Genomic DNA, 22,217 nt, shown 5'->3' on the forward strand with positions numbered 1-22,217 from the left:
AAGCGAGGGGGATGCCGCTCACAGCGAGCGGCGCGCCGAGAGGGCGGGCGCAGCTCAGGGCGTGGAGCTTCGTCGCCGGCGCTCTTCGGCGTCGACGGGCGCGAACGGCGTCTGCGGATCGCCGGTCCAGCGCATCAGGGTCAGGTCGGCCGTCTGGCTCCCCTTCCCGCCGGAATTCATCGCCAGATAGAAGAGGCCGCGTCCCAAGGACTCCAGGCCGACATCCGCCTTCCAGCGCCAGCCGCGCAAGCCAGTGGCTGGATCTTCCAGGCCATCGGCCGCCAGGGGCAGAAGCATCCCCTGCTCCCATCCTGGGCCGGACGACGCAGGCACGCCGATCAGGTCGCCGCGCACGGGCCGGCTCCCGGCCTCGACGGCGAACAGCAGATAGTTGGGAAACTCCGCCTTGCGGCCCTGATAGACCCCCAGGAACCAGCGCCCGAGTTCGGCGTCGTAGGCGAGGGTCTGCACCCCATAGGTCGTATTGCCGGTACGGACAAAATACTTGCCGTCAACGGCGGCGGGGCCCTCGCGATGCGGCGCGGCCTCGGACAGCGGACGGGCGTGACGCTCCCAGTCAGCGATGTCGTACTGCAGCAGGACCTGGTGGTCGTTGTCGGCCCGCGTCACATCGCCATAGACGCCGTAGGCCACCGTCAGCAGCGAGGGGCCGTCCCTGCGCCCGAAGCGCGGCCCAAAGGCCACCCCGTCGATGCCCGAGGCGCCGTAGCGATGGTCGCGCGTCTTGGCCGTATCGCCGTCGAAGCGTCCGTCCCCGTCCATGTCGGCGACGTAGTCCCGCGCGACCTCGGCCAGATGAACGGTCTTGAACAGGTCGCTGCGGCCGGCCTCGACCCCGACCCGATCCAGTCCGCTGACATCGATCACCGCGATGTAGAACGCCTGATCCGCCTTGTATTCCAGCGAGCCGTAGAGCTTTCCGTCGGCTGGATTGAAGGCTAGGTCGCCCAGGTGCCCGGTCCACCCGACCAGCGTCCCCACCAACCGACCCTCGAGGTCGTATTTGGCGAGCAGGTTGGTGAAGGAATAATAGATGAAGCCGCCTTCGAGATCGACGGCGACGCCCTGCACATGGCCGGCGTCCCACGTCCCGCCATTCTGGCTCAAAGGCAGCCGCAGCAGAGACTGTCGCTCGGCGGTCGAGGCCGTAGCCTGATGCGGCTGCCACGCGACTAGCGCCGCCGTCACAAACGCCACGCCCGCCCGCTTCAGCGGCGCAATACTGAACTTCATCCTTGCCCCCTGCGACAGCCTGGGGGTCTAGGGCGGGTTCATGATCGCTCGCTCACGCTTCAGCTACATTCGCGCCAAGTTTGGATGAAGATAGCTTTGCGATTAGGCCGCCCACGGATAAGCGCCAGGGGAAGACTGGCTGGCTCCCCATGCAGACAATGGCGCCCCGCCTTCGAAGCTGACCTCTAGACGCGCTTAGCCGTACTCCCAAAGTCGCGCCTTGAGGCGTTGATCAATCCACCAGGCGATAACCGACCCCTGGTTCGGTGACGATCAACCGGGGCTGTGCGGGGTCGATCTCTAGCTTCTGGCGCAATTGGCCGATGACCACGCGGAGGTACTGGGTGTCGTCCGCGTGAGCCTTGCCCCAGACGGCGGTCAGCAGGTCGCGATGGCTGACCACCTTGCCGACGTTGCGCGCCAGATGGGCCAGGACGTCGTATTCCTTGGGCGTGACGCGCACGGCGACGTCGGCGCGGGTAATCAGGCGGCGCTCCAGATCGATGATCACCTCGCCCGCCGTCAGCGGCCCCTGCATCTCGACGCGCGACGCAGCTTGCCGCAGGTTGGCGCGGACCCGGGCCAGCAGTTCGCCGACGCCAAAAGGCTTTTCGACATAGTCGTTGGCGCCCAGATCCAGCGCCGCGATCTTCTCCGCCTCCCTGTCGCGCGCCGACAGGATGATGATGGGGCCGGCGTAGAATTCTCGCGCCCGCGCCAGAACGTCCTTGCCGTCCATGTCGGGCAGGCCGAGGTCCAGCACCACGGCGTCGGGGCTCCACAGGGCGATGCCGCGCAAGCCCTCCTGCCCGCTGTCGGCGCGGCGCGGCTCATAGCCGGCGGCGTCCAGCGCCGGCGACAGGAAGCGATGGATCTGGGGCTCGTCGTCGATGACGAGAATCTGGGGACGAACGGCGGCCATGCGGCGGACCTTAGAGCAGGCTCGGGTGGGTGACGACGGCCTTGGGCAGGCTGATCAGGATACGGGTCCCTTTTCCGTCCATGATCGGGCTGGCGGCGGCGATGCGGCCGTTCATGGCCTCGACGAAGCCCTTGGCGATGGCCAGACCCAGGCCGGCGCCCTTGGTGCGGTCCGACGGCTCCTCCATGCGGCGGAACTTGTCGAAAACCCGTTCCAGCTCGGCGGTCGGGATGCCCTTGCCCTCGTCCTCGATGGAGATGACCACCGCCCCCCGGTCCTCATAGGCGGCCAGTTCGACGGTCGAGCCGTCGGGGCTGTAGGCGATAGCGTTTTCCAGGATGTTGACCAGGGCCTGTTCCAGCAGCCCCTGATCAACCATGACCAGGCTGAGCTGGGCCGGGAAGTCGCGGGTCATCTTGCGCGCGCCCAGACGCCGCGCGACCCGCTTGCCCGCCGCGTTCAGCACGTCGCGCACATCGACCCAGTCGGCGCGGATGTTCAGCCCCCCGCCCTCCAGACGGGTCATGTCCAGCAGGTCGCCGACATAGCGGCTGAGGCGCTCGGCCTCCTCGCGGATCGACAGCAGCAGGTCGGCGCGGACCTCGGGCTTCAGCTTGTCGCCGAGATCAATCAGCGTGGTCGAGGCGCCCAGCACTGTGGACAGGGGCGTCCTCAGGTCATGGCTGACCGAGTTCATCAGCGCTCCCCGGAAACGGTCGGTGCGGCGCAGGGTCTCGGTCTCGACCGCCTGACCGGCCAGATCGGCGCGCTCGACCGCGACCGCGCCCTGATCCAGCAGGGCCAGGGCCAGTTTCTCCTCGTCCGAGCCGGGCGACAGGGCCGCCGCCTCGATCCCGGCCACGCCCGCACGGTCCCGCACGCCTTGCAGCGGGCGGAAGGTCCAGCGCGCCTGCGGCAAGGTGCCGGTGCCGTGACCCGCCGGTTCCCCCTTCTCCCAGGCCCAGCGCGCGGCGGCCATGGCCTCGGCGTCTAGCGGGGTCTTGGTCGGCGCGCCGGCGACCAGGGTCAGTTCGTCGTTGACGGGCAGAAGGACGACGGCCCCCGCCCCCGCCGCCGCCGCCGTCTGCTCGGCCAGGATGCGCGCGGCGGTGGTCCGATCGCCGACGCCGGTCAGCCTCTGACTGGCGGCCAGCAGAGCGGAGACCGCCGAGGCCCGGCGCTGCGCCGTCTTCGCCTGCTCGCGCACCCGACCCGCCAGGAAGCCTGTCGTCAGGGCCACGGCCCAGAAGACGATCAGGGTCAGGACATCGGTCGGCGAACCGATGGCGAAACTATATTTCGGCTGAAGAAACAGGAAGTTGTAGGTCAGGAAGGCGACCGTCGCCGCCGCCAGGGCCGGTTTCAGGCCGTAAAGCACCCCCGCCGCCAGCACCGCCGATAGGTAGATGACGCCCAGATCGACACGCTCGAACGTGCGGTCCAGCAGCAGGGCCAGGCCCGTCGCCGCCACGACGCAGGCGGCGCCGACCGCATAGCCGCGCCAGCCGCCGGTCAGACGCAGACGCGGCTCCCGCAGCGTCTTCTCTTCCAGATCGACCCCGTCGGTGATGACGTGGATGGCGACGCCGCGGGCCTGGCGCAGCAGTTCCGCCGCCAGCGACCGCCCCAGCCATTCCGACAGGCGGCTGTCGCGCCCCTTGGCCAGGACGATCTGGGTGACGTTGTTCTGATGGGCGTGATCCATGACGGCGCGCACCACGTCGTCGCCGCTGAGGACCACCGTGCGGCCGCCCAGTTGCTCCGCCAGCTTCAGCGCGTCCGACAGCTTGCCCGCCGAGCCCACGCCGTGCCGCGCGCCCGAGGGGCGGTCGACGTGGGCCACGGTCCAGGGCGCGTCCATCATCATGTCCGACAGCCGCCGCCCGGCGCGAACCAGGGGCGCGGCCATGGCGTCGCCGGCGATCAGCACCAGAATCCGCTCGCCCGCCGCCCACGGCCCCGGCACCCCCTGCTCGCGCAGTCGGGCCACCAACTGATCATCCACCGTCTGGGCCGCCCGGCGCAGCGCCAGTTCGCGCAGGGCCGTCAGGTTCTCGACCTTGAAGAAATTGTCCGAGGCCAGCCGCGCCGTCTCGGGCACATAGACCTTGCCCTCGGCCAGCCGCTTGCGCAGTTCCTCCGGGGTGATGTCCACCAGTTCGATGTCGTCCGCGCGCGACAGGGCGCTGTCCGGGACGCTCTCGCGCTGCCTGACGCCGGTGATGCGCAGCACCACGTCCGACAGGCTTTCCAGGTGCTGGACGTTCAGCGTGGTCCAGACGTCGATCCCGGCGTCGAGGATCTCCTCCACGTCCTGCCAGCGCTTGGGATGACGCGAGCCGGGGGCGTTGGAGTGGGCGTATTCGTCGACCAGCAACAGGCCGGGGCGGCGCGCCACGGCGCCGTCGAGATCGAATTCCAGCAGGGTCCGGTCGCGATAGGCGATGGGGCTGCGGGCCATGACCTCCAGCCCGCGCAGCAGGCTCATGGTCTCCTTGCGGCCGTGGGTCTCGACCACGCCGACGACGACATCATCGCCCTCGGCTTTGCGGCGGCGGGCGGCGCGCAGCATTTCGTAGGTCTTGCCGACCCCAGGCGACATGCCCAGAAAAACCTTCAGCCGCCCACGCTTTCGCGGGGCGGCCGGGGTCTTGCTCGTCGGAAGGATGGGCGGCGCCATCAGCCCTCCGCAGGACGCGGGAAGCGGGCGTCCAGCGCCATGTTGGTCAGCAGCACATTGACGCGCGGCTGGCCCAGCACGCCGAATGTTCGGCCTTCGACATGCTGTTCGATCACCTTGCTCACCTCTTGCACCGCCACGCCTCGCGCCTCGGCGATGCGGGCGGCCTGAAGCCTAGCGTAGGCCGGAGAGATATGCGGGTCGAGGCCCGAAGCCGAGGCTGTCACGGCGTCGGCGGGGATAGCCGCTGCGCCCGTTTCGGCGCGCAAGGCATCGGCGTCCGTCTTGACCCGGGCGATCAGATCCGGGTTCAGCGGGCCGAGGTTGGCGCCGGAAGACGACGAGGCGTCATAGCCGTCGCCCGCCGCCGAAGGGCGCGGATGCAGATAGATCGGCTCCGCAAAAGTCTGGCCGACCAGGGCCGAGCCCACGACCTTGCCGGCCTTGTCCCGGACCAGGCTGCCGTCGGCCTGCTCCGAGAAGACCGTCTGAGCCACGCCCGTCACCGCGAACGGATAGGCGACGCCCAGAACGCCGGTGAACAGGGCGATCATCACGACCGCCGGACGGATGTGGTTCAGCATCAGAAGGTCGCCTTCAGGCTGGCTGCGACGCGACCGTCATAGGCGGCGCCGAAGTCGTGTTCGTCGGTGTCGAAATAGCGGACGTCCAGCGCCAGATGGTCGGTCAGCTGATAGGCCGCGCCCAGGTTCCAGGTGGTGTAGTCAAAGTCCGACGACACCCACTGGCGCCCCACCGCCGCCGAGATGATCCACTTGTCGGCCGGGCTGATCGCGCCGTTGATCTCGGCATAGGTCGCCTCGTCCTCGGACGCGCCGAAGAAGTCCGGCGAGTAATAGATCGCCGCCCCCAGGGTGGCCGGGCCGACCGCGCGCGAGGCGGCGGCCTTCAGCTCGACATAGTCGTGGTCGGCCCCGTCCGGCTGGCCGGCGTAGACATAGCTGACCACGCCGAAGTCCCAGTTGAAGCCGCCGAACTCGGGCCGGACGCCGGCGTAGAGGTCGATCTCGGCGTCGGTGTCGGCGTCTCCGGCGAAGGAGACGTTCCCGGCCCAGGCCCCGGCGTAGAAGACGCCTTGCGTCACATCGACCCCGGCCGAGATCGCCGGATCGCCTTCATTCTGGCTGACGCCCCGGAAGACGTAGTCAGATCCAATGGCGGCGTTGAAGGCGACCTCGGGACGGGCGCCCTTCGCAAAGTCCTGGGCCTTGGCGTCCGTGGGCGCCGTGCACAGGCCCAGGGTGATGACGGCGACCAGGCAGGCCCCGCCCACCAGGGCGTTGTTCAGGTCCGAGCCGTCGAGTTTCTTGCGTTTACGCATGGTGGTTTCCTTGATCGCTCAGGGCGGGCTTCAGGCCAGGCCGAGGGCGGAGATGACGATGTCGATGAGCTTGATGCCGACGAAGGGCGCGATCAGACCGCCCAGGCCGTAGATCAGCAGGTTGCGGCCCAGCAGCTTGCCCGCCCCCACGGCGCGGTATTTCACCCCGCGCAGCGCCAGCGGGATCAGGGCGACGATGACCAGGGCGTTGAAGATGACCGCCGACAGGATGGCGCTCTCCGGGCTGGACAGCTTCATCACGTTCAGCGCCGCCAGCGACGGCAGGCCGACCACGAACATCGCCGGGATGATGGCGAAATACTTGGCCACGTCGTTGGCGATGGAGAAGGTGGTCAGGGCACCGCGCGTGATCAGCAGTTGCTTGCCGACCTCGACGATCTCGATGACCTTGGTGGGGTCGCTGTCGAGGTCGACCATGTTGCCGGCCTCGCGGGCGGCCTGGGCCCCGGTCTGCATGGCCACGCCGACGTCAGCCTGAGCCAGAGCCGGGGCGTCGTTGGCCCCGTCGCCGCACATGGCGACCATGCGTCCCTTGGCCTGTTCGGCCTTGATCAGGCGCATCTTGTCCTCGGGCGTCGCCTCGGCCAGGAAGTCGTCGACCCCGGCCTCGGACGCGATGGCCGCCGCCGTCACCGGGTTGTCGCCGGTGATCATGACGGTGCGCAGACCCATGCGGCGCAGATCGGCGAAGCGCGCTTTCACGCCCGGCTTGACCACGTCCTTCAGGTGAATGACCCCGACCAGGGCGTCGTTCTCGACCACGGCCAGAGGCGTGCCGCCCGAGCGGGCGATGCGATCCACGGCGGCGCGGAACTCGGCGGGCGCGGCGCTTTCGGCCAGACCCAGCGACTTCAGCACGGCGTCGACCGCGCCCTTGCGCCACGACTGGCCGTCCGCTTCCAGACCCGACTGGCGGGTCACGGCGCTGAACGGGATGGTCCTGGCGCCGACAGGCAGGTCGCCCGTCACCCCGGCGTTGCGGCCCAGCTCGACGATGGAACGGCCCTCCGGCGTCTCGTCCGCCAGCGAGGCCATGACCGCCGCCCGCATCGCCACGTCGGGACGCACGCCCGGCACGGTGATGACCTCGACAGCCATGCGGTTGCCGAAGGTGATGGTGCCGGTCTTGTCGAGCAGCAGGGTGTCGACGTCGCCTGCCGCCTCCACCGCACGGCCTGAGGTCGCCAGCACGTTCACCTTCAGCAACCGGTCCATGCCGGCGATGCCGACCGCGGACAGCAGTCCCCCGATCGTCGTCGGGATCAGGGTGATGAACAGAGCGCCCAGGACGATGGGGTCCAGCTTGATCCCCGAATAGGCGCCCAGACCCAGCAGGCTGGCCACCGCGATCAGGAAGACCAGGGTCAGCCCGGCCAGCAGCACCGACAGCGCCAGCTCGTTCGGCGTCTTGCGACGGTCCGCGCCCTCGACCATGGCGATCATGCGGTCGAGGAAGGTGGCGCCGGGGGCCGAGGTGATGCGCACCTTGATCCAGTCCGAGACGACCGTGGTGCCGCCGGTGACGGCCGAGCGGTCGCCGCCGCTTTCACGGATGACAGGCGCGCTTTCGCCGGTGATGGCGGCCTCGTTGACCGAGGCGACGCCTTCGATGATCTCGCCGTCCGAGGGGATGACGTCGCCGGCCTCGACCAGGACGATGGAGCCGATCTCCAGCTCCCCCGCCGGGGTCGGGACCACCGTGCCGGTCTTCGAATCGACGATCAGCTTGGCCTTGGTGGTGACGCGGGTGGCCCTCAAGGAGTCCGCCGCCGCCTTGCCGCGCCCTTCGGCGATGCTTTCGGCGACGTTGGCGAACAGGACCGTGGCCCACAGCCACAGCGCCAGCTGGATGGCGAAGCCCGCCGCCTGGCCGCTGGCTGTCGCCACGACCGCCGAAGCGGTCGCCAGCAGGGCGACGATCCAGGTGGCGAAGATCACCGGGTTGTTGAGCAGTTTCGTCGGGTTCAGCTTGGCGACGGCGTCGCCGAGCGCCCGGCCGAGCATGGCCCCGGACAGCCCGCCCGCGATGGGCGTTGACCGGGGGCTCGACGGATCGAGCGTGACTTGGGTCATAGGATTATCCGATCAGAACCGGGCCACGACCTGGAGCATGTCGAAATGCTCCCCGATCGGACCCAGCGAGAGGGCGGGAAAGAACTGCAGGCCGCCGAGGATCAGGATCACCCCGATCAACAGGCCGATGAACAGCGGGCCATGGGTCGGCAGGGTCCCGGTCGAGGGGGCCAGCTTGGGCTTGGCGACCAGGGCGCCGGCGACGGCAAGCACCGCGACAGCGGGCACGAACCGGCCCAGCAGCATGGCCAGACCCAGGGTGGTGTTCCACCAGGGGGCGTTGGCGGTCAGACCCGCAAAGGCCGAGCCGTTGTTGCCGGTCGCCGAGGTATAGGCATAGAGAATCTCGGACAGGCCGTGCGGCCCCTTGTTCAGCAGACCGGCCAGGGCTTCGGGCAGGACCGCAGCCACGGCCGAGAAGCCCAGCACCGACAGCGGCACGACCAGAACCGACAGCATGGCGAACTGGATCTCGCGCGCCTCGATCTTCTTGCCCAGGTATTCAGGCGTGCGACCGACCATCAGGCCCGCCACGAAGACCACCAGCATGGCCATCAGCACCATGACGGCGATGCCCGAGCCGATCCCGCCGGGCAGGATCTCGCCCAGCTGCATCAGGAACATGGTCACAGCCCCGCCCAGCGGCATGTAGCTGGCGTGCATGGAGTTGACCGAGCCGTTCGAGGCGCCGGTCGTCTGGGCCGCCCAGGCCACGGAGGCCGGGACGCCGAAGCGGACCTCCTTGCCCTCCATATTGCCGGCCGAGGTCTCGACCCCGGCGGCGACCAGAGCCGGCGCCGGCTGGCTCTCGATGACGTAGAGCGCCGAGCCGGCGGCGCCCAGCAGCAGGATCGCCGCGATCACCAGGGCGCGCACGTCCTTCTTGGCCAGGACGCTGCGGCCAAAGGCGAAGAAGGCCGCCCAGCCCAGGACGTTGATGCTGATCGCCGTGATCAGCGTCGTCAGCGGCGTGGGGTTTTCCAGCGGGTGGGCCGAGTTGACGTTGAACACGCCGCCGCCGTTGATGCCCAGCTGCTTGATGGCCAGCTGGCTGGCGGTCGGGAACAGGCTGATCGTCTGCGATCCGCCTTCCAGCGTCGTCGCCTGGGCCGCGGCCGCCAGCGACTGCACCACGCCCAGCCCGGCCAGAACCACGGCCACGATGAAGGCGATGGGCAGCAGGACATAGAGGCTGGTGCGCGTCAGGTCGGCCCAGAAGTTGCCGACGCCCTCGCCGCGATTGGCGATGAAGGCGCGGGCGAGAGCCGCCGCGATGGTCGCGCCGGTGGCCGCCGACACGAAGTTCTGCACCGTCAGGCCGACCATCTGGGTGAAGGTCGACATGGTGGTCTCGCCGCCATAGCTCTGCCAGTTGGTGTTGGTGACGAAGCTGACGGCCGTGTTGAAGGCCAGATGCGGGCTGACGCCGTCAAACCCCTGCGGGTTCATCGGCAGGACGCCTTGCAGACGCAGAATGGCGTACAGCAGGACAAACCCCGCCAGGTTGAAGGCCAGCAGGGCGCCGGCATAGCCCAGCCAGCCCTGGCTGCGCGTCGGGTCCACGCCGGCGGCGCGATAAAACAGGCCCTCGACGGGCCTAAGCACCGGGTCCAGCCAGGTGCGTTCGCCGTTCCAGACGCGCGACATATAGATCCCGATCGGCCAGCCGAGCATGACGGCGAGGCCGAGGGTCAGGGCGATTTCCGCCCAACCTTGAATATTCATGAGAAGGCGGCTCCGCTCAGAACCGCTCGGGGCGCAGCAGGGCCGCGACCATGTAGCCAGCAATGACGAGGGCGCCGGCGCCCCACAGGACGTTCAGCAGCATCGTCACAACCTCTTCAACGCAACAGCGAGGGCGGCGAAGGCCAGAAAAGCCCCGCCGCCGATCGCCAGAAAAATCACATCGGCCATGCCGACACCTCCAGCTCGACTGAGAGCCGGAAGAGACGCCCTGAGGACCTAAGCGGGCCATGTGGAAAGCGCGGCCGAGCATAACGCCTGCATAAGGGCGCGCTTTGTTCGAGACGGTGCTGCGGCGATGCATCCAGCCTGATCAAGGCCGACGCCGACCGCCAACGCGGCGTGCCCGGGCGACCACGGCCTGCCGCCCGAGGCCGCCAGCCGAGCTATCGACGAGCATCTGGCCGTGCTGGACGAGGCCGAAGCGACGGCGACCCGCACCATGATCGAGCGTGCGCGCGAGCATCATGATCTGTGGCCCGCCCGGCTGGGGGGCGGACATGACCTATGGCTCGGCCGAGATGCTGGACTGGCGGGTTCACGGTCGGCGTGACTTCTCGACGCCCCGGACCCAGGCCCCGCCTCGTGACACCCAGCGCTAGGTGCCCAGGACTCCGCCCGCGGCATCGCCGAGACCGACGCCGACGACCGCGTGAGGCGGGAGCCAACCGCAGCGTCCGCTTCAAGCGGCGATCTCAGCAGCCGCCTTTTTCAAATCAGTCGGAAGCTGACCTAATGAGCCGCATCAAGCCCACTGCGCCCCTTCCGCCTCCGTAGATCTACTACCGCAGACCCGAGGGAGCGCACTCGCCGAACGCGACCGCTCCCCCCCTCTTCCTCATTCCCACTCGATTATATAAACCGACTTATCGGTCTGTTATTGCTTAATTTTTCAAATCCCAAAACGCCCAAACCGTTCGCAGCACCGACAAAACTTAGTCATCTTGAAAACAATGAGAAAATATACTGATGTAACAAGTACGTCATCGCGACATCTTTCGATACATATTGACAACGCCACAAAGCTGACTAGCTAAAAAGTTTAGCTGATACCGACTAGAGAACCAGACTATCACAATATCCTTTTCTTCAAATCGCTCGCCTTCAAAGAAATAACATATCGCGCTTCAGAGCGGGTCCGACTTTTCACCGTCGCGACGCTTTCTAGAGTCAGCCGGTGCAACACTCAGGCCAGGGCCCTAAGGGTAATCGAATATCGCGCGCCGTCGCGATCACCGAGGTGGCCATTCTCAGAGCTGACCTGACCGGCGTGTGCGGAAACACTGACCAGAAAAGCTTGGCAGCCTTATATATAGCGGGCCGGCTCTACTTTGCCCCCGCCTCCGCATCGTCCAGAAGGCTGTACAGGTTTTTTAAAAGGACGCGATCTTGCGCGTTTAAACGCCGGAAGCGATCGGGCCTCAGTAGAGCGCGACATTGTCGAGCTCGAGCCAAACCGCCTCGCCGCCTTCTCGGCTGGCTCTGACCGTCAAATCGAAGAACAAAGCCTCTGTCTCAAGGGACCGCCTTGACGACCGAAAAGCCTCGAACGGAACATCAACGGTCCGCCATTCGGCATCCGCCACAACCTCGGCCAAGCTAACGCCGCCTGGGCCGCGCAGGCGAACCTGATAGGCGCCGCCGTCGCCTCGCACGTCGAAGCGCAAGCCCTGGTAGTCTGACAGGTCGACAGGCTCCACGCCGCCCCGGCTGAGCGGAAAGGTCACACCAGCGAAGGGATCGTCCTTATAGGCCATGCGCGCGGCCAGACTGAGATAATGATTGCGGCCAGCGCCCTGGACCAGCTGAGTTATCAGCTCAGTCCGCTCCCCGCCGCTGTCGAAATGATCTAGGCGCGCCGTGTCCAGCGCGGTGCGACGATCCGGCCGTTCGAAATCGTCGATCAGGCCTCCGATCTTGATCGCCGGCATCAGGGCCGGCGCGTCATCCCGCAGCGGTTTGCCCGCACTGTGAACCTGGCGTCCGTCGATGAAGACGCCATGGATGCGTCGCACGTCCGCGATGTCGCGCCACGGCGTCCCGTCGATCAGGACCAGATCAGCGCGTTTGCCGACCTCGATGCTGCCTCTGTCGTCGTGCACGCCCATGGCCTTGGCGCTATTTGATGTGGCGGCCAGTAGGGCTTCAGTCGGGCTCAATCCAGCCTGGACCAGCAATTCCATCTCGCGGAGGGTCGCTACCCCGTGCGGCGTGCCCGGCATGCCGGCGTCAGTGCCCACGGCGATCAACACTCCCGCCTCGTGCAACCGGCGGACGTTGTTCAGCGCATGCGCGAACTTGCGCGTCTGCTGGCGCATTCGCGGCGTGTCCATATTCCGCGGCCGCGTCGCGCCCGGTTTGACCGGCTCGTAAACGGCCAAGGTCGGCGCATAGGCCACGCCCCCCGCGCGCATCAGCTCGGCCGTCGCTGCGTCGACCTCCCGGTCCTGCAGGCTGTGGACAATGACGTCCACCCCTGCCCTAACCGCCTGGGCGCCCCGCTCCACTGTCACCGTATGTGTCACGACGCGCAGGCCGCGTTCGTGAGATGCCGCGACCAGTGCGCTGAGCACGCTCTCGTCCATGCTGCTGTTGTCCGCCGACAAGCCGTAACGCCAGCCGTCCGCGAACGCCTTGATGAGGTCAGGCGAATAGGCGGCGATCGCCTCGACGCCGGCGCGCGCTCCGTCCGGCGTGTTGACCCAGCGGGTGGTGTTCTGATCGGCCCAGTCGGCCCCGTGACCGCCCGGCGTGCTCATTCGGGCGGTCAGGTTGACGTGCGGCGAGACGAGGTTGGCGAGCCAGCGACGACGAGGTTCGAACGCTTCCGGCGGCTGGTGGAAATCGTTCACGGTCGTCACCCCCGCGGTGACATAGGCATGAGCGATAGACGGGGTGGCTGCCGGCGAACCGCCCGGCGTCCAATGGGTGTGCAGGTCAAAGAAGCCCGGCAGCAGCGCCTTCCCCCGCGCGTCGACGATGGTCGCGCCAGAGGGCGCGCGTATGGTCGGGGCCACTTGAGCGATGCGGCCGTCGCGCACCAGAACGTCGCCCTGGAAAGGCGCGGCGCCGGTGGCGTCAAAGATGGTCGCGCCTACGATCAGCAGCGGCGACGCAGGGTCCGCCGTCCCGCCGCCCAGCCCCACAACCGCTGCGCAGGCGACAGCGACAAGACGTGCTCGCCTGCGCCAGATTCCGTTGCTCATGCGTCCGGTTCCTTCATTCATGGGCACGGTGCCTGCGACGTACGCCGCAGCGGCCGGCCGGCCAGGTCCCCTGTGACTCGGCTCTCAGACACCGCCATCCGGCCGTTGACGACGACGTGGCTCACGCCGGTCGCCAGGGCGTCCGGGTCGAGGTAGGTGGCTCGCGGGGCGTAGCTGTCCGGGTCGATCACGGCGACATCGGCATAGGCGCCCTCCCCGATCCGGCCGCGCCCCTCGAGGCCGAAGAGGGCCGCCGTGCGGCCGCTCGAGCGGTGCACGAACGCCTGGGCGGAAAGAACCTCGCCCTCGCGGACATAACGATCATACAGCCGCGCAAAGCTGGCGGCGCGGCGGGGGTGGCCCGCCGAGGCGTCAGAGGCCGTCACCACCCAGGGACGCGCCATGAAGGCGCGGATATCCGTCTCGACCTGGTTGAAAGAAGCGATGGACGAGCCGCCGGCGCGAAGCTGTCGCAACGCCGCCTCGACAGGATCCACGCCCCAGTGAGTCGCTGCCTGCGCCAAGGTCTTGCCGCGCACCTCGTCCAAGGCGCCGGCCGTAAGCAGGATCGCGTCCGGCCCGCCGCGGCGGCGCAGGTTATCTTCCATGGCCGGCCGAATGCGCGCCATTTGCTCGGCGTCATTCAGGCGCGCGAGGAGTGCTTCGTCTCCATCCGCCTGGGCCCAGCGCGGCAGAAGAGCAGCGCCCAGCCCCGTGCCGGAGGCGTCCCAGGGATATTGGTCGGCGTGCACAGTCAGACCGTCCGCTTGGGCGGCCTCGATCTGGGCGATAACGGCCGGCGCCGCGCCGTGTACATCGACGCCCAGCGCCTTGATGTGGGCGATATGGACGGGAACGCCGGCCTTGCGGCCGATGTCCAGAGCCTCGCCCACGGCGGCCGCAAGGCCGATGCCATAAGAGGACTCGTCGCGCAGATGGGTGTCGTAAAGGCCGCCATGGGCCGCGACAGTCCTGGCCAGGGCGACCACCTCCTCGGTGGTTGCATAGCTTTGCGGAGCGTAGAATAGCCCGGTCGAGAGGCCCAGCGCGCCTTCGCACATGGCCTGCGCCGCGAACGTCGCCATCCGCGCCATTTCAGCGGCATCGGGCGCGCGATCGGCCTGGCCCATGGCCGCGCGGCGGATGGTGCCAAAGCCGATATAGCTGGCCACGTTCGGGCCGACCCCGCGCTGATCGATGCGCCGGAACAGGTCCCCCACTCCGGCCGAGGCGGATGTGCCGTCGTTGCCCACGAATACGGTGGTCACGCCCTGCATCAGAGCTGCTTCCACGCGGCGGCGCTGCGCGTCCCGTGAAGATATATCGGCTAGATAGTGGGTATGCGGATCAATAAAGCCGGGGACGACCCATTTGCCTTCGGCTGACACCTCGATATCGGCCTTCGCTCCCGATGGGGCCGCACCCACGAAGACGATTCGATCCTGTCTAATGCCGACATCGGCGCGGCGCGGGGGCGCATCGCTTCCGTCGAAAACGAGGCCGCCGCGGATGAGGATGTCATACGTTTGGGCCGCCGCCCCGCCCCCGCTCAAGACGACTAGAGCGGCCGCCAGTCCGAGTGTCCGAGATTTCATGCTTATCTCCTCAGCGCGGCGCCAGAGCCTGCTCAAAATACTCCGCAAGCCGCTCCCGTACGGTGCGGGTGGCGGCCGCATTCGCAGGGACGGACTGGCGGCGGCGACCGGGATCGTCGAAGCTGTGGGTCGCGCCGGCGAAGCTGTTGAAGCCCACAGGAGCGTCGGCCCCCGCGCCGGCGGCGAAGGCGCGGCAACGGTCGTGGCTGACTTCCTCGTCCGCCGTGCCGATGAAGATCTCTACCGGCGCATAGGCGCGATAGCCGCGTCGAAAGCGGTTCTGCAGCCCGCACCCTGGATACATGGACACCGCCGCGCGGAAGCCCAGTCGACGCATGTCGCCCGGCTTGTCATCCGCCATGGCGGCCAGCACAGCGCTGCCTCCATTGGACCAGCCCATCAAACCGACACGGTCGCCGTCCACGCCATCAAGGCTGCGCAGGAAGCGCAGCGCGCCATAGGCGTCTAGCGGACGAATGGTCACCTCATTTACGGTGGTGGGGCGCTGCGAATAGGTGCCGGCCGCGAAACCACCCGGAAACCCTCTCGCCCCGAAGCTGTCGACGATCAGCGCATAATAGCCCCGACTGGCCCAGTACTCGGCCCAGTAGCGGTGACGGATCGTCAGGGTGCTGGCGTCATAAACACCTTTGGCTAGGCTAGAATAGGCGCCCGCCCGGCCGTGCATGAGCACCACGGCGGGCGCCTTGCCGTCGCGCTCGTCCACAGGAGCGTAAAGGTACCCGGTCAATTCGGTGCGCGTCTCGTCCATAGAGCGAAAGACCACGCGCTCGGCCTGGGGCCGTGCCGAAGAGCGCGTCGCCGTGAGCTCACCGGTTTTAGGCGAGACTGTCTGTTGCGCCGCCGCCGGCGCGGCTGTCGCTAAAAGCAGCGCAGCCGTCAAACTCGATACCAACTTCAACTCATATCTCCCCGCGTTGAACTCAGTCAGCTGCGATGGCGGCCGCGTCGGGCCGTCGGCTGTCGGCCGCGCCCTCTAGCCCGCCGTCTGGTCGGATCAGAATGGACTGGATGCTGCCGATGGTGGAACGACGCCCGATCCGGTGCCCGCGCTGCGCAAGCAGGTCCGCCGTGTCGCCATTGAAGCCCGGCTCCACCTGCAGGCGCCCGCTGGCGCCGTCCTGGTGCGCCCGCGGCGCGTGGGTCGCCTGAGCCACCGTCATGTCGTGGTCGATCATGTTGACGATGAGTTGGAACAGGCTGTTGGGGATGCTGGCGCCGCCCGGCGTGCCGGTGACCAACCAGGGTTTGCCTTCGCGGAACACAACCGTGGGGGTCATAGTCGAGATCATCCGCTTGCCCGGCTCCATGCCGTTCGCCCGCAGCGGCCGTCCATCAGGCCCCATCCTGCGATTGAAGTTCTTCATCTGGTCGTTGAGAAGGAAACCGGCGCCGTCGATCACCGCCCCCGAGCCATAGGACGCGCCCAGCGTATAGGTGTTGGAGACGACGTTGCCCTCGGCGTCCACGACGGAGAAATGGGTCGTGCTTTCGCCCTCGACCGACCACGGATCCAGCGGATGAAGCGCCATCAGGGGCAGGGTTCGATCCGGCTGGATCAACCGCGCCCTTTGGTCCGCGAAGGCTTGAGAAACCAGCTGGCGGGTCGGCACCTCGCTGAAATCGGGATCGCCGATCCAGCGAACGCGGTCCAGCTGCGCCAGCTTCATCGCTTCGGCCATCAAATGAAGAGATGCGGCCGTCCCGGCCCCGGCGCCCTTCAGGTCGAAGTTTTCCACGATATTCAGCATTTCCAGCAGCATGACGCCGCCGGACGATGAAGGGGGCGTCGCCACCACCCGATAGCCGCGATAGTCGGCCTCGATCGGCTCGCGAAATACGGGTCGATAGGCGGCGAGATCCGCCTTGGTGATCAGACCATTGTTTTCGGCCATGGAGGCGACGACGCGATCGGCCACCGCCCCGAGATAGAAGGCGGCGGCCCCCCCTTGCTCGATCTGCGACAGGGTCCAGCCGAGGTCCGGCTGCACAAAGCGCTCGCCGGCCGCATAGTCTGAACCGTCCGCCTTGAGGAAGGCCTGCCGTCCGGCGGCATAGGGCTCCCACATGGGCCTCGACCACGCCAGGCCCTCGGCTTCGTCACGCGATAGAACCACGCCGTCCTCGGCCAGACGCCGCGCTGGCCGGACCACCTCGGCCCAGGGCAACCGCCCCCAGCGCCGATGAGCCGCCTCCAGCCCGGCGACCGTCCCCGGCACGCCCGAGGCGCGATACCCGCGGCGCAAATCCGCCGGGTCGCCGCCCTGGCTCTCGGAGAACAGGCCGACATGGGCGGCCATAGGCGCGATCGACCTGTAGTCGACGACGAGCGTTTCCCCCGTCTCCCCAATATGGGCCAGCATATAGCCGTCCCCGCCCAGATTCCCGGCGCGGGGGAGCGTCACCGCCAGGGCGAAGCCGACGCCCACTGCCGCGTCAATGGCGTTGCCGCCGCGCTTGAGGATATCGGCGCCCACCTGGCTGGCGATGACATTCTGGCTGACCACCATGGCGCGTTCCGCGCGGACCGGGTGCTGAATGGCCCCATAGTCCAGCAAGGCCGGTCGTGACGCGGACTCGCCATGCGCCGCGCCTGCTCCCACCGGCAAAAGGGTGGCGAGAAGTGCGCCAAGCATCGGACGGACGAAACGTGCCACGGCGCTACTCCACCGGCTTGGCGACATAGGCCGCCATGTCGAGTTCATCTTCCCAGCGCGCGACGGCCACGCAGACCGACAAGTCCGAGGTGCAGTTCGGCACCGTGCGCAGCATGTCCAGCGGGCGATCGAACGGCAGGATGAAGCCGACGATCAAGGCGGTTTGCTCAGGCCCCAGGCCGATCACCGAAAGCACGGCCGCCAGCAGGAACAGCGAGGCAGACGGCACCGGCGCGGTGCCCAGGGCGACGAGCGTCGTCACCGCCATGATCGCCAGGTAGTCGGCCAGTTCCAGGTGAACGCCGAAAACCTGGGCCGAGAAGGTCGCCAGCAGCCCGACATACAACGCCGTCCCGTCCATGCTGAGCGTGACGCCCAACGGCAGCACCGTGGAGGCGACGGTCGGGCTCACGCCCAGATTCATCTGCGCCACTCGCATGGCGACTGGCAGGGTCGCAGAGGAAGATGAGGTCGAAAGGGCCACAATCACGGCATCGGCGATGTCCCGGAAAAACGGTAGGACCGGCAGGCGCGCCAGCAGGCGTAGCAGACCGCCATGGATGATGATCGTCTGCACTGCGCAGCCCAGGATGACGCAGAGCGCCAACTTGAAGATGCTGAGGAAGGCGCCGGGGCCGCTGGTCCCCACCACCCAGGCGATGAGGCCGAAGACGCCGAACGGCGCCAGCTCCATGACGAAATGGACGAGCCGAAGCATCAGGCTGGACGCTGAGTCGAAAACAGCCTTGAGCGGCCGCGCCTCCTCCCCCACCACCAGCAGGCCCAGCCCGAGCAGAAGGGCGAAGAAGATCACCGACAGAGTGTCCCCGGACGCAAGAGCAGCGATGGGGTTGATGGGAATAATTTCCAGCATGGCCTGCCCCAAAGGCTTGGCTTGCTCGATCGTCTCGGGCGTCACCCCCGTCAGGTCGACCCCGACGCCGGGCTTGATCAGGGCCCCGAGGGTCAAGCCCACGGCCGACGCGACCAGCATGAGCCCCAGATAAAGCGCCAGGGTTCGACCGCCGATCCGCCCCAGGCGGGACGGGTCGGCCATGGAGGCCACGCCAGCGACCACCGACACGAAGATCAGGGGCACGACCAGCATGCGGATCAGGCGCACGAAGACGTCGCCCATCCACTTGAGGTTGACCGCCGATTCCCGCAGCAGCAGCCCCGCCGCCACGCCGCCTGCCAGGCCGATGAGGATGCGTCCCCACAGGGGAATGTCGAACCAGAAACGGCGCGCATATCGGCGCAGCCCGCCGCGACCCGGCGAAGCGGAGGAAAAATCGATCATAGGAACTCCTGGCGCGACCTCACGGCCTGGCCACAAGAAATCACAGGCCTTGCCGGACGTGCTGGCCGGCGAGGCGGAACATCAAAAGCTCTTGCGCAGCGTGGCGTACCACCAGCGACCGCGGTTCGAGTGGACCGAACCGTTATAGCCGAACCGGTTATCCGCCAGAGGCGGATCCTTGTCCTCGATGTTGCGCGCGCCGAAGCGGATGCGGGTGTCCGCCAGCGGCCCGTCGTCGAAAGTGTACTGGACGTAAAGGTTGTGTGTCAGCCAGTCCTCCACGATCCAGTAATCCCCGGTGACCGCGTCGGTGGCCGAGCTGTCATAGAAATCGCTAGTGTAGGACGAGTAGAAGCCCGCGGCCCAAGGTCCCTTGTTCCAGCTGAGTGTCGAGTTCCAGCGCAGCTTGGGCCGGCCATTGCGGCGCAGAAGATCCTCCGCCCCCGTGACGTTGACCCCCTGGATCACGCCGGCGTCCAGAGCATCCAGCAGAACCTGATGATCCGGCCCCGCCTCCTGATACAGCTTCAGTCTCTGTGCGACGTTCACCGTCCAGCGGAAATTGCCCAGCGGGGTGTTGCGCAGCGAGTAGTGCAACCGCCAGTCGATGCCCTCGGACTCACGCGGCTGCAGATTGGTATATCGATCTGAAATCGACACGAGATCGCCCACCGGGGCCAGACCGGCCAGTTCGGCGTCGGCGATCTGCTGTTCTGTGGGGTCACGGCGCTGGATGTTCGGATTGGTCTGACCGATCTGGCGCAGGTAGTAGTCCATGATCAGCTGGTTGGTGCCGCCCAAGATTCCGACGAGATCCGTCTGGCGGATGGACCAGTAGTCCGCCGTCAGCGTCAGCGAACCATATTTGCGCGGCCAGAGCTTGGGCTCCAATACGACGCCGAAGGTGAGGTTTTCCGACCGCTCCGGCTTGAGTTCAGGATTGCCTGAGCGCGACTCCACCCGGCCTTCGGAGTAGCAGTAATCGTTCGTCTGGGTGATGCTGGTGATCGCGCCGATGGCCAATTGGACCGCACAGGCGGCATAGTCGCGCCGGCTGTTGGAGCGTTCGAAATCGCCCTGCACCAGTTGCAGGATGTTGGGTGCGCGGAAACCTTCAGACCAGGCGGAACGGAACATCAGCCATTCGGTCGGGCGATAAGCGGCGGCGATCTTCGGCGCCAGCACTGAACCGAACAGCGAGTAGTGTTCGGCGCGACCGGCCAGTTGCACGTCGATGGAACGCACCAGAGGAACGCCCATCTCGGGCGAAACCACAGGAATAGCCAACTCGGCGAAGGCCGAATAGACATTCCGGCCGCCATAGGAGTCCGGCGTGAAGGATACGCCCATGGCGTCGCTCGGCGAGATCACGCCCGCCAGATCGGTGAAGGTGATCGTTCCGTCCAGGCGGTCGTCACGATCCTCCTTGATGGTCTCGCGTCGCATCTCCACGCCTGCGGCGAAACCGACCGGCCCGCCTGGCAGCTGATAGATATCGCCTCGCGAGACGCGCGCGTCCCACTGCATCAGCTCAGTTTCCGAGCGGCGGCCGATCTTGACCATGAAGCTGTCGATCGTTTCCGCCGCGTTCAGCCCGGTCTGGCCAAGAGACGGCTGCGCCAGATTTCCACCGATGAACGGGTTGTAGGCGTCCGGGGTGGTCCGGTTGATGGCTTCCTGCAACAGCGTCATGGAGACGCCGTCCATCAGGTCCGCAACCGAGGCTTTGGAGTAAAGCAGCCCGCTTTCCCAATCGAAACCACGCCAATGCCCGCGTAGACCGCCCAGCAGGCGATAGGTCTCGTTCTCGACTTCGATCACCCGATTACCGAGGTCGGCGAAGCGATAGTCCTGCACCTCCACCGCTGCGCCGCCTGCCGGGAAGGCGGTGGTTCCGGTTCCGGTCGTCAGCCCGGGAATGCGCGCGGTCACCCCGACAGCGCCGAGCGGATTCCAATAGGCGGTCGGCGACATCAACACGCGCTGATAGGCGAGCGGCGTGTCCTGGGGACGCTGCGACCAGCTGTCGGCATGATAATAGCCCAGCTCTCCGAACGCTTCGACGCCGTTGCCGAACTCGTGATTCAGGAAGCTGAAGACGTTCACGCGTTCCACAGCCGACGAGATCGTCCGCATCTGGTCCAGGTCGAAACGCAGGTTGTTGTCGTCGGACAGCGTCGCCAGCGTCGAGTTATCCCAGCAGGTTCCCTCGCGCGGGCCCGCTGCCAGACACCCCGGATTCGTCGACGGCTGGATGTGGAAGGACCCGGAGGTCGCCGTCAGGGTCTGGCCGCCCACCCGCGTCGTCGCGTTCGCGGGCTGCCAGGTCGTGGGGTTGAGGCGGATTCCTTCGGCCCAGGCCGTGATCACCGAATGGGTCCCGTAGTCCAACCCTGTCGCCCGCCCGTCAAAGCGCGCCAGGCGGCCCTCGACCGTCGCATAATCGCGCTCCCATACATAGAGGGCGTCGCGCGTCAGAAAGTCCGCCATCACGGAGATGTTGGTGCGCCCGTCGTTGAAGTCTCGCCCCATCTGAAGGTTGAAGGAATATTCCTCCATGCCGCCCTCGTCCGACCCCCAGCCCGCCTGGGCCGTAAAGCCGGTGAAGTTGTCGCGCAGGACGGTGTTGACTACCCCGGCCACGGCGTCCGTGCCGTAGAGGGCGGCGGCGCCGTCCGCCAGCACCTCGACCCGGCGGATGCCCATCGTAGGGATGGAGTTGGTGTTGACCGTCGTCACCGGCACGAAGTTCTCGACCTGAGTGCCCGGATGGTTGACAAGGCGACGCCCGTTCAACAGGGCCAGGGTGTTGCCCGTGCCGATGGCGCGCAGGTCGATCGACGCCACATCCCCGCGGGCGTTATTGATCCCGCCGTCGTCGCTGGCGGCTTCGTTGAAGTTCACGTCCCCGGCTTGAGGGATAGCCCGAAAAAGGTCGTCGCCGTCGGCCGCCGCAATAGCGTCGATCTCTTCCTCGCCTAAGACCGTGACAGGCAGAGCCTCATTGATCCGCACCGACGCGATGCGCGACCCGACGACCACCACGTCATCCACCTGCGCAGCTTCGTGGGAAGGCGCGCCCTGCGCTCGGCGGCGCAAGACGATCACGTCACCTTGGCGCTCGGCGATCTCCAGGTCCGCCCCGGCGATGATGCGATTGATAGCCGCCTCCACCTCCATGCGACCGTGAATGGAAGGTGAGCGCAGGCTCTCGAGATGGCTGGTCGGCGCCGAAATCTGCACGCCCGCCTGCCGCGCCAGCTCTGTCAGCGCTTGACTGATCGGCTGCGCGGGAAGGTCAAACTGCCGTTCTTGGGCGATAGCGCTGGTGCTTAAGGCTGCGGCCAGAACGGCGGCGGCTGCGCTCGCAACAAGGCTGCGTTTCCAGTTGTTCATTTGCTCC

15 protein-coding genes are annotated in these 22,217 nt (G+C 67.2%); 1 reads left to right on the forward strand and 14 read right to left on the reverse strand.

The genetic code is table 11. The annotated features are described in order from the left end of the window. Positions 1-54: 54 nt before the first annotated feature. The 8 genes from ACLBV5_RS14220 to ACLBV5_RS14255 form a co-directional block, all read right to left on the reverse strand. A complete protein-coding gene (locus ACLBV5_RS14220) occupies positions 55-1,254 on the reverse strand; it encodes a hypothetical protein (protein WP_208542171.1) in 1,200 nt (399 codons plus the stop codon). Positions 1,255-1,486: 232 nt separating this feature from the next. Next, positions 1,487-2,176, reverse strand: coding sequence for a response regulator (locus ACLBV5_RS14225; RefSeq protein ID WP_025977547.1), 690 nt, complete (start codon positions 2,174-2,176; stop codon positions 1,487-1,489). A gap of 10 nt (positions 2,177-2,186) precedes the next feature. Then, positions 2,187-4,856 (reverse strand): DUF4118 domain-containing protein, encoded by a 2,670-nt coding sequence (locus ACLBV5_RS14230; RefSeq protein ID WP_447606084.1) that lies wholly within the window; start codon positions 4,854-4,856, stop codon positions 2,187-2,189. After that, on the reverse strand, positions 4,856-5,440 hold the full coding sequence (gene kdpC / locus ACLBV5_RS14235) for a potassium-transporting ATPase subunit KdpC (RefSeq protein ID WP_447606085.1): 585 nt from the start codon (positions 5,438-5,440) through the stop codon (positions 4,856-4,858). Before kdpC ends, ACLBV5_RS14230 begins: the two co-directional genes overlap by 1 nt. Further along, positions 5,440-6,198: a TorF family putative porin gene (locus ACLBV5_RS14240; protein ID WP_447606086.1), complete on the reverse strand. Its 759-nt coding sequence runs from the start codon at positions 6,196-6,198 to the stop codon at positions 5,440-5,442. Before ACLBV5_RS14240 ends, kdpC begins: the two co-directional genes overlap by 1 nt. A 30-nt stretch (positions 6,199-6,228) precedes the next feature. Continuing rightward, entirely contained in the window at positions 6,229-8,292 is a 2,064-nt protein-coding gene (gene kdpB / locus ACLBV5_RS14245) for a potassium-transporting ATPase subunit KdpB (RefSeq protein WP_447606088.1), read from the reverse strand. 12 nt (positions 8,293-8,304) lie between these two features. Further along, positions 8,305-10,017, reverse strand: coding sequence for a potassium-transporting ATPase subunit KdpA (kdpA, locus tag ACLBV5_RS14250; RefSeq protein WP_447606089.1), 1,713 nt, complete (start codon positions 10,015-10,017; stop codon positions 8,305-8,307). Between the two features lie 16 nt (positions 10,018-10,033). Further along, positions 10,034-10,120 carry a potassium-transporting ATPase subunit F gene (locus ACLBV5_RS14255; RefSeq protein WP_327020087.1) on the reverse strand — a complete coding sequence of 29 codons (87 nt, stop codon included), beginning with the start codon at positions 10,118-10,120 and terminating at the stop codon, positions 10,034-10,036. A 367-nt stretch (positions 10,121-10,487) separates the two neighbouring features. Between ACLBV5_RS14255 and ACLBV5_RS14260 the strand changes: the two genes are divergently transcribed. Then, complete coding sequence (locus ACLBV5_RS14260) at positions 10,488-10,637, forward strand: hypothetical protein (protein ID WP_447606091.1); 150 nt, start codon at positions 10,488-10,490, stop codon at positions 10,635-10,637. A gap of 819 nt (positions 10,638-11,456) precedes the next feature. Here the strand turns inward: ACLBV5_RS14260 and ACLBV5_RS14265 are convergent. The 6 genes from ACLBV5_RS14265 to ACLBV5_RS14290 all read right to left on the reverse strand — a co-directional run bounded on the left by ACLBV5_RS14265 (position 11,457) and on the right by ACLBV5_RS14290 (position 22,210). Beyond that, on the reverse strand, positions 11,457-13,241 hold the full coding sequence (locus ACLBV5_RS14265) for a CIA30 family protein (RefSeq protein WP_447606092.1): 1,785 nt from the start codon (positions 13,239-13,241) through the stop codon (positions 11,457-11,459). Positions 13,242-13,258: 17 nt separating this feature from the next. Beyond that, positions 13,259-14,836, reverse strand: coding sequence for an N-acyl-D-amino-acid deacylase family protein (locus tag ACLBV5_RS14270; RefSeq protein WP_447606093.1), 1,578 nt, complete (start codon positions 14,834-14,836; stop codon positions 13,259-13,261). A gap of 10 nt (positions 14,837-14,846) precedes the next feature. Further along, the gene (locus tag ACLBV5_RS14275; RefSeq protein WP_447606094.1) at positions 14,847-15,623 is read right to left on the reverse strand and encodes a dienelactone hydrolase family protein; all 777 of its coding nucleotides are present in this window, start codon (positions 15,621-15,623) and stop codon (positions 14,847-14,849) included. A 157-nt stretch (positions 15,624-15,780) separates the two neighbouring features. Next, positions 15,781-17,514, reverse strand: a complete 1,734-nt coding sequence (gene ggt, locus ACLBV5_RS14280) for a gamma-glutamyltransferase (protein ID WP_447606095.1) — start codon at positions 17,512-17,514, stop codon at positions 15,781-15,783. A gap of 4 nt (positions 17,515-17,518) precedes the next feature. Then, positions 17,519-18,814 carry a dicarboxylate/amino acid:cation symporter gene (locus tag ACLBV5_RS14285; protein ID WP_447606096.1) on the reverse strand — a complete coding sequence of 432 codons (1,296 nt, stop codon included), beginning with the start codon at positions 18,812-18,814 and terminating at the stop codon, positions 17,519-17,521. 81 nt (positions 18,815-18,895) lie between these two features. Further along, complete coding sequence (locus tag ACLBV5_RS14290; RefSeq protein WP_447606097.1) at positions 18,896-22,210, reverse strand: TonB-dependent receptor; 3,315 nt, start codon at positions 22,208-22,210, stop codon at positions 18,896-18,898. Positions 22,211-22,217: the final 7 nt, after the last annotated feature.

It is taken from the genome of Brevundimonas sp. M1A4_2e (assembly GCF_053345555.1).

What these genes read in the sequence shown, in the direction of transcription:
- ACLBV5_RS14270 (WP_447606093.1), bottom strand. Translation starts at nt 14,836, where the DNA reads ATGAAATCTCGGACACTCGGACTGGCGGCCGCTCTAGTCGTCTTGAGC.
- ACLBV5_RS14220 (WP_208542171.1), bottom strand. Translation starts at nt 1,254, where the DNA reads ATGAAGTTCAGTATTGCGCCGCTGAAGCGGGCGGGCGTGGCGTTTGTG.
- ACLBV5_RS14255 (WP_327020087.1), bottom strand. Translation starts at nt 10,120, where the DNA reads ATGCTGCTGAACGTCCTGTGGGGCGCCGGCGCCCTCGTCATTGCTGGC.
- kdpA (WP_447606089.1), bottom strand. Translation starts at nt 10,017, where the DNA reads ATGAATATTCAAGGTTGGGCGGAAATCGCCCTGACCCTCGGCCTCGCC.
- ACLBV5_RS14230 (WP_447606084.1), bottom strand. Translation starts at nt 4,856, where the DNA reads ATGGCGCCGCCCATCCTTCCGACGAGCAAGACCCCGGCCGCCCCGCGA.
- kdpB (WP_447606088.1), bottom strand. Translation starts at nt 8,292, where the DNA reads ATGACCCAAGTCACGCTCGATCCGTCGAGCCCCCGGTCAACGCCCATC.
- ACLBV5_RS14290 (WP_447606097.1), bottom strand. Translation starts at nt 22,210, where the DNA reads ATGAACAACTGGAAACGCAGCCTTGTTGCGAGCGCAGCCGCCGCCGTT.
- ACLBV5_RS14225 (WP_025977547.1), bottom strand. Translation starts at nt 2,176, where the DNA reads ATGGCCGCCGTTCGTCCCCAGATTCTCGTCATCGACGACGAGCCCCAG.
- kdpC (WP_447606085.1), bottom strand. Translation starts at nt 5,440, where the DNA reads ATGCTGAACCACATCCGTCCGGCGGTCGTGATGATCGCCCTGTTCACC.
- ACLBV5_RS14285 (WP_447606096.1), bottom strand. Translation starts at nt 18,814, where the DNA reads ATGATCGATTTTTCCTCCGCTTCGCCGGGTCGCGGCGGGCTGCGCCGA.
- ACLBV5_RS14265 (WP_447606092.1), bottom strand. Translation starts at nt 13,241, where the DNA reads ATGAGCAACGGAATCTGGCGCAGGCGAGCACGTCTTGTCGCTGTCGCC.
- ACLBV5_RS14240 (WP_447606086.1), bottom strand. Translation starts at nt 6,198, where the DNA reads ATGCGTAAACGCAAGAAACTCGACGGCTCGGACCTGAACAACGCCCTG.